Genomic DNA, 12071 nt, shown 5'->3' with positions numbered 1-12071 from the left:
CGGTCGCCGTCGTGGGACGAACGCCGCACAGCGGGCGGCGGGGAAGGAGCCGGACATCAGCACGCTCCGATGCGGGACGCAGCGGAGCGTATCGACGGTCCGCCCTCGACGGCACCGGCGGGGGGCGCTCAGAAGCGGAACTCGACCCAACGTTTGCCGTCCTTCTTGGGTTCCGCGAGGGCGTGGCCTTTGTAATAGGTCACGGCGCTGCCCATTCCGGAAATCGTGTAGGTGCAGGACGGCGTCGTGCAGACCCAGTACGTCAGGGAGCTCATCGGCAACAGCACGCCTTCGCCGCAGCTCGGGCAGGGCGGGTGAGAAACGTCCCCGGCGGGGGCGGCGGTCTCGCCGTCGCTGGCAGCGATGTGGGTCATCGGGGGGCTCCGGGGCGGGGGAACGGGGGGCGAAGACGGCCGACGCATCGCCGGCCCGATCGACCCGGATCATCCGCGACGCGGGCCGCCGCAGCGATCCTTGGCGAACCCGCCGCCCCGGGGGCCGTGTCCTCTCCGCCGCGGACGTTAGAATCTTCGCCCGACCGATCGACGCCCCCCCTCGCGCTCCCTTTCGCCCCCGTTTCGCTCCGTATGTCCGCCCCGAATCTGTTCGACAAAGTCTGGGACGCCCACACCGTCCGCACCCTGCCGGGCGGGCAGACCCAGTTGCTCATCGGCCTGCACCTCATCCACGAGGTCACCAGCCCGCAGGCCTTCGCGATGCTGCGGGAACGCGACCTGAAGGTCGCCTACCCGGAACGCACCGTCGCCACGGTGGACCACATCATCCCCACCGACACCCAGCTCCGCCCCCTGCGGGACAGTCTGGCCGAGGAGATGATGGAGGCCATCGAGACGAACTGCCGGGACTTCGGCGTGCGGCTGCTCTCCCCGGACAAGGGCGAGCAGGGCATCGTCCACGTCGTCGGCCCGGAGCGCGGCCTGACCCAGCCGGGCATGACGATCGTCTGCGGCGACTCGCATACCAGCACCCACGGCGCCTTCGGCACGATCGCCCTGGGCATCGGCACGAGTCAGGTCGCCCACGTGCTCGCCACCGGCACGATGGCGCTGGCCAAGCCGAAGGTCCGCAAGGTCAGCGTGGACGGGGAACTGGGCCCCGGCGTGACGGCGAAGGACGTGGCGCTGGCGATCATCCGGCACCTCGGCGTGCAGGGCGGCGTGGGTTACGCCTACGAGTACGCCGGCGACGTCTTCCGCAACATGTCGATGGAGGAGCGGATGACCGTCTGCAACATGTCCATCGAGGGCGGCGCCCGCTGCGGCTACGTCTGTCCGGACGAGACGACCGTCGAATACCTCCGCGGCCGCGACGCCGTCCCCACCGGCGAAGAGTTCGAGCGGGCCGCCGAGTGGTGGCTGAGTCTCGCCAGCCCGGAGGACGCCCGCTACGACGACGAGGTCCACCTGCTGGCCAGCGAGATCGAGCCGACCGTCACCTGGGGCATCAACCCCGGCCAGAGCATCGGCGTCGGCGGCACCCTCCCCGACCCGGCCGAACTGCCGGAGGGCGAACGCTTCGCCGTCGAGGAAGCCCTGGCCTACATGGGCCTGGAGGGCGGCCAACGGCTGGAGGGCACGCCGATCGACGTGGCCTTCATCGGCAGTTGCACGAACGGCCGGCTGAGCGACCTCCGCCAGGCCGCCGCGGTGGTGCAGGCGACCGGCGGCCGGGTCCCGGACCGCGTCCGGGCGCTGGTCGTCCCCGGCAGCCAACGCGTCCGGGCCGCCGCCGAGGCGGAGGGGCTGCACACGATCTTCACCGAGGCCGGCTTCGACTGGCGTCAGGCGGGCTGTTCGATGTGTCTGGCGATGAACCCGGACAAGCTGCAGGGCCGCGAACTCTGCGCCAGCAGCTCCAACCGCAACTTCAAGGGCCGCCAGGGCAGCCCCACCGGCCGCACCCTGCTGATGTCCCCCGCCATGGTCGCCGCCGCCGCCCTGGCCGGCGAGGTGCGCGACGTGCGGAGTGTCGGGGCGCGAGTCGCCGCTTGACCCGGTCGCGCCGCGGAGTCACTTTTGGCCGGGAAGCTTTAGACGGTGTCCGCTACCTCAATGCCGCTGACCCCCCGGCCGACCGACGCCGCCGCTCCACCCCCGGGTCGTGGAGCGGCGGCGGTCCTGCTACGACATCCGCACGGTGCAGGAACTCCTTGGGCACAAAGATTCCGGACGACGATGCCCGTCCCCAAAAGAACCGGCACGCACGTCCTGAACCGGTGCGGCCGCGGCGTTGTCAGCCTGGCGAACTTTGCCCTTCCCGAACCCGGCACCGTGCTAGATAGCGCGCGAGCGTTATCTTGCGGAGTGCCGGAGAAGCACTAGTTAGGAACATGTTATGAGCGACCTCAAAAAACGACTCGATTTCGCGAATTCTGCAGAACTAGCAGGAAAGAGTTATAGGGCGTCGGACTGGCTATCTATCTTGTTTTCGAGATTCCGGAATCTGAAGTACTCCGGTGAATGGCTTGAGGACGGAACATTTGAAGGGACAGACGTAAGGCCAATGGTCTTACTTCGCATTGAGAGTGCGACCATTTGGTACGAGCAGAACGTGCTTGCGAGTATGGAGCTCGGAGAACGTTACGTGCGCAATATCGTCGCTCTTGGCTACAGTGAAAAGTTTGCAGTTGACCACACGACCATGTTGCGGGAAGTGAAGAACCGTGTCGGGTATTTGGATTCCGTCTATTTCGCTATCGATTACTTCATTTCCAAAATGATCGAAATTCATAGCGTTACGCATTCGGGACAGAACAAAGCTAGCGACTTCCTGTCATTGCTCAGGCACTTCTCCATGGAAGCTTCGGGAGCAACGAAGCAGGGAATCCTTTCTGAAATACAGTCGTACTTGCCGAGCAGCATGGCTGCAGATCGCTGCGTGTTGGACGAGCATAGCACCGCAATGGTGCCGTACCAAAAGTCATTCGAATATTTGACGTTAATCAGAAATTCGCTCCACAACAATGGCTTTGCCAACAAGGCCATGAACAACCTCGTTATTGGCCCGTTTGAGTACAAAGGGATCGTCAAGAACCAATCGTTGCAGTGCCTGGGCATCTCGAATCTAGTTGTGCTGATCATGCAGATGGTCAACTGCATAGAATTGCTTTGTGAGCAGTCGGCGGCAGAAGTTCCAGCACTTCAAAGTGATCCGCACATGGAGTTTATGAAGAACCAACTGGGATTTTATCCGTAGGTGGAGCAGATGCCTAACAAATCGCTGCAGCGGACATTTGGCCCGCCACCCATTGCTGCCGCACAAACGGGCGTCGCCTCAAACGCCGCTGAGCTCAGGCGTTAGGCAGGTTCAACAGGGGTCAACCCAAACCGTCGAATCCCAAAGCGATCGGGCGGGTGGCCGGGGTCGGCCGAGTCTGGGCGACGGAGAACGGTTCGGCGTGGTCCCGCCGCCCCCGGTCGAGCGAAATGGCTCACTCTCGGCCCTGATGCGTCTGTCGCCCGGCTGGGGCGACTTCCCGCCGCCGGCCGCTCGGGGATTGGCCCCCCGCTCGCTAAACTCCCCACCATGAGCCACGATCGTTACGAAAATCCCCTCCTCACCCGCTACGCGTCCGACGCGATGGCGGAACTGTGGAGCGCCCGCACCAAGCACGGCCTCTGGCGGCGGTTGTGGTTGGCGCTGGCCGAGTCGCAGCAGGAACTCGGCCTCGACATCCCCGACGCCGCGTTGGAGCAGATGCGGGCCTCGCTGGACCTGTCCGACGACGACTTCGCCCTCGCCGCGAAGTACGAAATGGACCTCCGCCACGACGTGATGGCCCACGTGCACGCCTGGGGCGAGGTCTGCCCGGACGCCCGGCCGATCATTCACCTCGGGGCGACGAGCTGCTTCGTCACCGACAACGCCGAACTGATCCAGACCCGCCGCAGCCTCGAACTGGTCCGCACCCGGCTGGTGCGGGTCATCGACGCCCTCGCGCGCTTCGCCGAGCAGTGGGCCGACGAACCCTGCCTCGGCTTCACCCACCTTCAGCCGGCCCAGCCCACGACCGTCGGCAAGCGGGCGACGTTGTGGTGCCAGGACCTGTGCCTCGACCTGGAAGAGGTCGAGCACCGTTTAGCCCGACTCAAATTCCGCGGGGTGAAGGGGACGACCGGCACGCAGGCGACCTTCCTGCAGCTGTTCGGCGGGGACGGGGCCAAGGTCGATCGGCTGGACGAGTTGGTCCGCGAGAAGATGGACTTCGCCGAGAGCTACGCCGTCACCGGGCAGACCTACCCCCGCAAGGTGGACGCGATGGTGCTCGCCACGCTGAGCGGCGTCGGGCAGAGCTGCCACAAAGCCGGCACGGACCTGCGCATCCTCCAGCACCGCAAGGAGTTGGAGGAGCCGCAGGGGGACAAGCAGATCGGCAGTTCCGCGATGGCCTACAAGCGGAACCCGATGCGGGCCGAACGCATGTGCGGGCTGGCCCGGTTCGCGATGAGCCTCGCCGCCAACGGCGACGACACCGCCGCGACCCAGTGGCTCGAACGCACCCTCGACGACAGCGCCAACCGCCGTTTGAGCCTGCCGCAGAGCTGCCTGGCGATCGACGCCTGCCTGCTGATCTACGCCAACGTCGCCGGCGGGCTGCTGGTCTACCCGAAGGTGATCGCGGCGAACCTCGCCTCCGAGTTGCCCTTCATGGCGACCGAGGCGGTGCTAATGGCCGGCGTGGAAGCCGGCGGCGACCGGCAGGACCTGCACGAGCGGGTCCGGGTGCACTCCCGCGACGCCGGCCGGGTGGTGAAGGAACAGGGCGAGGCGAACGACCTGATCGCCCGCCTCCAGGCCGACGACGCCTTCGCCGGCGTGGACCTCTCCGCGACGCTCGACCCGAAGAAGTACATCGGCCGCGCCCCGGAGCAGACCCGCCGGTTCGTGGAGCAGGTCGTCGGCCCGATCCGGGAACGCTACGCCGACGCCCTCACCGGCGCCGCGGGCGAGTTGAAGGTCTGAGCGCCGCTCACGCATCCCCCGGTTCGCCGTCGCCGCCAAGCGGCGCGCCGGGGGCCGGGGGCAACAGGTCCGCGGCGTCGAGCGTGATCGTCGCGTCGCCGACACGGAACGACAGCGTCTCCCCCGGCGAAACGTCGCGGCGTCGATAGCCGGGCGGGTTCTCCTCGGCGCCGTCGCCGGGGGAGGGCTCGTCGTGCACCTCGACGCGGCGATCGACGAGATTAACGATCCAGTACGGCGTCACCCCCGCAGCGGCGTAAACGCGGGCTTTGCGGTGGCGGTCGAACGACAGCGAAGAGTCGGACACCTCAATCAGCAACGCCGCGTCCTCCGGCCCCGGGTGACGGTCCCGCCAGTCGAAGCCCTCGCCGGCGACGACGAGCAGGTCCGGCAGCGGTTCGCTCGTCAGAAAAGTGACCGGGTTCTGAACCCGGACGAACCACCCGTCCGGCAGACGGCGGAGCAACCGGCCCGCAATCCCGTCGACGGTCGAGGCATGGAGAGGACCAGGCGCAGGCATCTCAAGGATTTCTCCGTCGAGCAATTCGAGCTTCGGACCGTCCGGCGGAAACACGTTCGCGTCCCGCATCGCGTGGTATTCCGCGACCGTCACCCGGTGCGTCGTCGGCTCGCCGGACGCGCCGGCCGGCCGGCCGGCGGGCGGCGACGCCCACGCGGACGTCGCGGCCCGCGGTCGCGACGGGGAGAGCGTTGCGGGGGCGTTCATCTCAGGTCTCCCGGGGGCGGAGTGCTCGAACCGTCATTGTCCCCGCCGGCGCCTCGCGTCACAACGGGGACGCCGCTCACACGAACGCGGCGTAGAGCCCCAGCACGCCGAGCACCAGCAGCACGCCGACCGGGACGGCCCAGCGCCAGGGCGTCATATCGACCGGCGAGGGCGGCAACTCCGGCTTCGGCGGCGTCGGGGCGACCTTCAACACGACGAACAGGAAGACCACCAGCGCGGCGAACACGCAGCCGATGAAGTGCCAGTTGTGCATCACGCCGTCCACGGCGGAGTTCCAGCCCGGCACCCAGTACTTCAGGCCCACGATCGAGGCCCCGCCGAGGATCGCGGCGGCGCCGGCCCAGTCCGGCAGGCGGCGGGTGTTAAAGGCCCACACCATCGCCGCGAAGATCGGGATGAAGTACAGGCCGCGCATCTGCTGGAGGAAGTCGAAGATGCCCTCCACGCCGCCCAGCAGCGGGCCGCCGATCACCGCGGTGATCGCCACCAGCGTGCCGAAGATTTGCCCGACCCGCACCTGCTGGCCCTCGGTCGCCAGCGGATTGATCTGGGCTTTATAGACGCCGAGGCTGAACAGCGTGGCGGTGGAGTTTAACACACTGTTAAAGGTGCTGAGGATCGAGCCGAACACCACCGCCGCGAAGAAGCCCAGCACGATTTCGTTCTGCAGCACGTCGCCGACCAGCGCCCCGTAGGCCTCCGCCCCCTTTGTGACCCGGCCGCCTTCCACGAGGTCCGAACCGTACAGGTGCAGCGCGGCCAGCCCGGGGATCACCATCACGATCGGAGCCAGCAACTTGAAGCCGGCGGCCAGCAGCACGCCCTTCTGCCCCTCGGCCAGCCCGTCGGCGGCGAGGGTCCGCTGGATAATTTGCTGGTTCGTGCACCAGTAAAACAGGTTCACCAACAGCACGCCGGACAGCAGCGTGGGCCAGGGAATCGTGGGGGATTTCAGTGTCCGCCGGCTGAGCCGTTCGTAGGTGACGGGGCTCTCGGCGTCCCGCAGGCTCTCGGCGACGGCCAGCGGGTCGGCGTCGGCGGGGACCTCGGCGCCGGACTCCCGGGCCTTCGCCAGCACCACAGGGGTGATGGCCTCGTACTGGTCCGGGGACTCCTGTTTGAGATATGCCAGCGACTCCGTCAGGCCGACGAAATCGGCGCCCTGCTTCTGCAGCGCCGTCCGGGCGGTTTGCAGCGGGGCGACCGCTTCCCGGTCCTCCTGCAGCGATTCATACAGTTCGCCCCGGGTCGCCTTCATCTCCTCGAACGCCTCGACGACGTTGTCCGCCGTGGGGCTTTTCTCGGCGACCGCGGCGAGGCCGAGGTAGGCGATCATCAATCCGCCGATCAGCAGCCCGACGCCGTTGATCACGTCGGAGAACGCCACCGCCCGCAGGCCGCCGAACACCGCGTAGCAACTGCCGATCACGCCCAGCGAGATCACGATCCCCCACAGCAGCGGCTCGCTCTCCCAGCCGGTTAAGTCTTCCAGGTTCAACACCCCGATAATCGCCGTCGCCCCGGTGTATAAGACGACCGGCAGGGTGACGAGGGAGTCCGCCAGCACGAACATCAACGTGCTGACCGCCCGCGTTTTCGGACCGAAGCTGCCCTCGAGATACTGCGGCACCGTGGCCACGCCGCGGGCCAGATATTTCGGCAGGAAGACCAGGGCCATCAGCACCATGCTGAACGCCGCGATCACCTCCCAGGCGAACACGCTGAGCCCTTCGTCGAACGCCCCGCCGTTCAGCCCGACGAGCTGCTCCGTCGACAGGTTCGTCAGCAGCAGCGACCCGGCGATCACCCCGCCGGTCAGGCTGCGGCCGGCGAGGAAGTAGCCCTCGCCGGTGCCCAGCTCCTTGCCGCGGGTGAACCAATAGGTCAGCCCAGCGACGAGCCCGGTGAACAGCAGAAACGTACCGACGGTGAGGACGGACATTCGGAAAACAGACGACGACGGGCGGGACGGGCGAGCCGCGCGAGTGTAGCGGCGCCGCCCGATCGGTTCGCTCCCGCCCGGGCGGCTCCGGCGCCTGCGGGGGCGGTTACTGCTCGGCGGGGGCCGGTTCTGCCAGCAACGTCGTCGCGACGGCCTCCAGATAGTCCCGCGACCGCGGCCCCGTCACGACCAGCCGGGCCGTGCCGTCGCGGCCGACGAACACGGTGGTCGGCAGGTCGCGGTAGCCCTCCACCGCGTCCTTCGCCCGCTGATTGCCGATGCCCACCGGGTAGTTCACCCCGCGCTCCGCCACGAAGGCCTCCACGTCGGCGACCGCCGGCGGGTCGTAGGCCAGCCCGAGCGTCCGCAGCCCCGCGTCTTTGTGCTCCGTTTGCAGGGCGACGAGGTCCGGGATCATTCCCTCGCCGGCCTCGTTCCCGAACCCCCAGAGGTTCACCAGCAACACCTGCCCCTCGTAGTCCCGCGGGCGCTGGCGGTTGTCGTCGAGGTCGCGGGCAATGAACGACAGGGTGAACGGCTCCGCGGCGGCGAGGTCCGCGGCGGCCTGCTCGGCGGGGGGCAGATTTGAAGTCGGCTCGGCCGCCATCCCGTCGGCGTCGCCCTGTCCGGCGTCGCCCGGTCCGCCCCCGGTCAGTCCGCCCCCGCTCAGGCCGGCGTCCGGGTCGGCGCCGGTCCAGCGGGCGAGGCGCTGCTGGAACTCCTCCTCGTCCGACAGCGTGCGGAACGCCGGGTTCTTCTCGACGGCGGCCCAGTCGGTCCAGCCGGTGGTGGCGGCGCGTTCGAGGAAGGTGAGCGCCTCCCGCGTGTCGCGGCGCTGCGCCAGCGCCGCGGCGGCGGCGAGGAAGACCGGGGCGAACGTGGCGCCGTCGTCGGCCGCGGCGGAGTCGGGGAAGGCGGCGGCGATCTGGGCGGCGATCTCCCCGGCGTGCGGGGGCAACGCGAGCGCCGCCGTCCCGCCGGCCTGCTCCGCCTGACCCGCCAGCCCGCCCAGGGCCCGCGCCACGGCGACGCCGGCCGCCTCCTCCTCAAACTGCAATTCCCAGTTCGCGTCGAGTTCGGCGAGCAGGTCCCGGTCGAGCCCGTCGGCCAACCGCTGGGCCTTCTTGAGGTCGGTCAGCCGCGGCTCGTCGGGCACGGTCGGCCACTGGGCCAGATCGGCCGGCTCGACCCGCTCCGCGAGCAGTTCGAGCACCACGCCCTCCAGCGATTCGTACGGGTGCGCCCCGACGAGCGTCTTCCGCACCCGGCCGTCGCGGCCGACGAACACGGTCGTCGGGTAGCCGCGAAAGTTCGGCACCGCCGCCCGGGCCTCGTCCGGGCCGGGGCCGGTCGGGTAGTTCATGTCGTTCTGCAGGGCGAACTGCCGGATGTCGCCGACGTCGTCGTTGTAGTTCAGGCCGAGAATCTGCAGCCCGTCCGGGCCGTATTGCTGTTGAAGGCGGACGAACGAGGGGATCTCCGTCCGGCAGGGCGGGCACCAGGTGCCCCAGAAGTCCACGACGACCACCTGCCCCCGGTAATCCGACAGGCGGTGCGGGCGGCCGGAGACGTCCATGTAGGCGAACTCCAGCGGGAATAGCCCGTCGGGGCCGCTGCCGCCGGAGAGGTCTGCCGAACTGAGCAGCGGCTCGGGCATCGACCCGCCGGCGGAGGCGGGCGACGCGGCCTTCCACCCGGCGAGGCGGGCGGCGAAGCCGGGCGTGCTGTGCAACGCGGCGAGGTCCGGGTCGGTCTCGGCATGTTCCCAGCCGCTGAAGCCGGCCTCGGCGGCCCGGTCCAGCGAGGCGAACGCGGCGGCGACCTCGTCGTCCCGGGCGAGGGCGCAGGCGGCGTTGTAGAAGATCTGCCCCGCCGCGGCGTCCGGCAGGGCTCCGGCGGCCGCAGCGAGGGTCGCCGCCTCCCCGGAGAGCCGGAAGGCGTCGTAGGCCCGCTCCTCGTCGAAGTCCATCAGCAACCGGGCGGCCTCCTGCAACGTGACGGCCGCCGCGGCCGCCGCCAGCGGATCGCCCTGCCGGGCCGCCCAGCGCTCCGGCAAGTCCGCGAACCGCCCCCGCAGGTTCGCCGGCAGTCCCGCCAGCGTCGCGGCCAGTTCCGCATCGGCGGCGTCCCCTCGATCCGGCGCCGATCGGTCCGGACTGCGTCCCGCCCCCGTCGCATCGCCTGGAACCGGTCGGGCGCTCGACGCGGGCACGACCGGCACGGCGGACGCCTCCGGGGCGCCGGCCGTCGACTCGTTCACCGCCGGGGCGGTCGCCGCGGCGTTCGTCGCGGGGACGGCCGTCGGTTCCCCGCAGCCGGCCACGGCCAACGTCAGAACCGCGGGGGCGAACGCCGCGGGGGCGAACCTGCGGAGGGCCGTACGCGAAGCCGCCCCCCACGTTCGCGGAACGCGGGGGGCGGCAACGTGCGGACGGCGGGCCATCGAGACAGTCTCGGCGGGGGACGGATCGAAGAGCCGTCGGAGCCGACGACCGGGCGGTTATCCCCGGCCGTGCGCGTCGCGACAAGCGCCCCCGTCACGGTCCGAACCGATCCGGACGGATCAGTCCTCCGGGGCGGCTTCGGGCGCGTCGTCCGCGGCGGCCTTCTTCGGGGCCTTCTCGTCGGCTTTCGCCGGGGCCTTCTCGGCGAGCAGTTCGGTGACCATCGCCTCGAGGAACATGTAGTCGTGCAGGCCGACCACCTTGGCCTTCACCTTGCCGTCGCGGCCGACGAACAGCGTCGTCGGGAAGCCGGTCAGGTCCGGCACCATGTCCTGGGTCTCCTCGGAGCCCGGGCCGGTGGGGTAGTTCATCTCGGTTTCCTTCACGAACTCGTTGATGAGTTCCAGGTTCTCCTCCTCGTCGTCGCCGCGTTCGTAATTCAGTCCGACGATCTGGAGACCCTCCTTGCCGTAGGCCTTTTGCAGCTTCACGAAGGAGGGGATCTCGGCCCGGCAGGGCGGGCACCAGGTGCCCCAGAAGTCCACGATCACCACCTGGCCTTGATAGTCGTCGAGACTGTGCTCGACGCCCTCGGTGTCGGTCATGGTGAAGGCGAACGGGAAGGTCTCCCCTTCGGCGAGCGCCTGCCGGGCCTGGGCGATCGCGGCGTCGCGGACGGCCTGCTCCCAGCCGTCCAGCCGCTCGGCGAAGCCGGGCAGCTTCCGCAGTTCGGCGAGTTCGGCGTCCTCCTTCAGCAGTTCCAAATCGTCGAAGCCGTATTCAAACGCCCGGTCGAGATCGCCGAACGCTTCGCCGTACTCTTCGTCCAGGGCGTGGGCGCAGGCGGCGGCGTAGAACACCATGCCGAAGGAACGCTTCGCCTGATCCGTCACGTCGCCGGATTCGATCGCCCGGGCGGCCAGTTCCGCGGCGAGGGCGAACGCTTCATAGCCCGCCTCCCCCGGCATCTGCTGGCCGAGGAACGCCAGCGTGCCGGCGAGGTCCGCGGCGTGCGCCGCGACCGGCTCGCCCTTCGGCCACTGACGATCGATGAACTGCTGGATCGCGTCCCGCCGCGCTTCCGGTTCGGATTTATTGACCAAGGCCTGAATCTGGGCCCGCACGTCGGCGTCCGGGCCGGTCGGGCCGATCATGCCTTCCAGCCGCTCGGCCAGTTGATCGGCGAGGCGGTCCGCCAGGCGATCGACCAGTTTGTCGGCGAGGGCCTCGGCAATGCGGTCGACGTCGGCGTCGCTGAGGCCGGCGTCCGCGGGGGCCGCCGCCGGCAGCCGGGGCTCCGGCGTTTCGCCTTCCTCCTGAGCGGGCAGGGCGGCGGGCAGGACAAGCAACGCGGACGCCGCGACGGCGACCGGGAGGCGGGAGAGACGCATGGGGGAGCCTTGCGGATCGAACCGAAGAACGCGGAACCTCCGGTTATCCCGGCCCGACGCCCCGACGGCAAGCCGCCGACGTGGGGGCGTTCCCGGGCGCCAGCCTCCCGGCGACGCCGGGCGGCGACGAATCCGCTGGGGATAGAGTGCGGACGCGGGCGAACCGCCCGTCACCCTCACCCCCGGCCCCTCTCCCTGAGGGAGAGGGGGGCAGCGCGGGGCGAACCGCTTCTCAGCGTCCGCAGTCCTGTCTCCCCTCGCCCCCCTTTTGGGGAGAGGGGTCGGGGGTGAGGGGGCAGCGACTCCCACACGCCGTTCACGGTTCGGCTCGCTTGGAAGCTGATTCAGAACCGCCCGGAAACACCAACCCGAAGCGTCAGCGAGGGCCTCCGCGAAGCGGGGGCCGGGCTGCGCCCGCCTCCCTCGCTGACGCTTCGGGTTCGTATTGAAACAGCCTCTGACCCGCCAAATGGCGTGTCACCGCAAAGAGCGGGAGCGGGACCGGGTGAAGGTTCATCACCCTCACCCCCGGCCCCTCTCCCTCAAGGGAGAGGGGGGACGCG

General features: G+C 69.2%; 8 protein-coding genes. 3 read left to right on the top strand and 5 right to left on the bottom strand.

Going from position 1 to position 12071, the window contains the following annotated elements; all coding sequences use genetic code 11:
- Nucleotides 1-128 precede the first annotated feature (128 nt).
- Nucleotides 129-374, bottom strand: coding sequence for a hypothetical protein (locus CA12_RS06985; protein ID WP_145358139.1), 246 nt, complete (start codon nucleotides 372-374; stop codon nucleotides 129-131).
- Nucleotides 375-587: 213 nt separating this feature from the next.
- On the opposite strand from CA12_RS06985, the gene leuC reads away from it, so the two are divergent.
- The 3 genes from leuC to purB all read left to right on the top strand — a co-directional run bounded on the left by leuC (nucleotide 588) and on the right by purB (nucleotide 4983).
- Nucleotides 588-2012 carry a 3-isopropylmalate dehydratase large subunit gene (gene leuC / locus CA12_RS06980; protein WP_145358138.1) on the top strand — a complete coding sequence of 475 codons (1425 nt, stop codon included), beginning with the start codon at nucleotides 588-590 and terminating at the stop codon, nucleotides 2010-2012.
- A gap of 343 nt (nucleotides 2013-2355) precedes the next feature.
- Nucleotides 2356-3216, top strand: a complete 861-nt coding sequence (locus CA12_RS06975; protein WP_145358137.1) for a hypothetical protein — start codon at nucleotides 2356-2358, stop codon at nucleotides 3214-3216.
- A gap of 330 nt (nucleotides 3217-3546) precedes the next feature.
- The gene (gene purB / locus CA12_RS06970; RefSeq protein WP_145358136.1) at nucleotides 3547-4983 is read left to right on the top strand and encodes an adenylosuccinate lyase; all 1437 of its coding nucleotides are present in this window, start codon (nucleotides 3547-3549) and stop codon (nucleotides 4981-4983) included.
- A 7-nt stretch (nucleotides 4984-4990) separates the two neighbouring features.
- On the opposite strand, the gene CA12_RS06965 is transcribed toward purB, so the two are convergent.
- From CA12_RS06965 to CA12_RS06950, 4 genes are all read right to left on the bottom strand, one after another.
- Nucleotides 4991-5710 (bottom strand): Uma2 family endonuclease, encoded by a 720-nt coding sequence (locus CA12_RS06965; protein ID WP_145358135.1) that lies wholly within the window; start codon nucleotides 5708-5710, stop codon nucleotides 4991-4993.
- A gap of 76 nt (nucleotides 5711-5786) precedes the next feature.
- The gene (locus tag CA12_RS06960) at nucleotides 5787-7673 is read right to left on the bottom strand and encodes a sodium:solute symporter family transporter (protein ID WP_145358134.1); all 1887 of its coding nucleotides are present in this window, start codon (nucleotides 7671-7673) and stop codon (nucleotides 5787-5789) included.
- A 106-nt stretch (nucleotides 7674-7779) separates the two neighbouring features.
- Nucleotides 7780-10116 carry a redoxin domain-containing protein gene (locus CA12_RS22445; RefSeq protein WP_145358133.1) on the bottom strand — a complete coding sequence of 779 codons (2337 nt, stop codon included), beginning with the start codon at nucleotides 10114-10116 and terminating at the stop codon, nucleotides 7780-7782.
- A gap of 120 nt (nucleotides 10117-10236) precedes the next feature.
- Nucleotides 10237-11508 (bottom strand): TlpA family protein disulfide reductase, encoded by a 1272-nt coding sequence (locus CA12_RS06950; RefSeq protein ID WP_145358132.1) that lies wholly within the window; start codon nucleotides 11506-11508, stop codon nucleotides 10237-10239.
- Nucleotides 11509-12071 lie beyond the last annotated feature (563 nt).

The sequence above is a fragment of the Alienimonas californiensis genome, from assembly GCF_007743815.1.
In the GTDB taxonomy this organism is placed as follows: Bacteria; Planctomycetota; Planctomycetia; order Planctomycetales; family Planctomycetaceae; genus Alienimonas; species Alienimonas californiensis.
The sequence above is the reverse complement of the archived record's forward strand: the minus strand, read 5'-3'. Positions and strand labels throughout refer to the sequence as shown.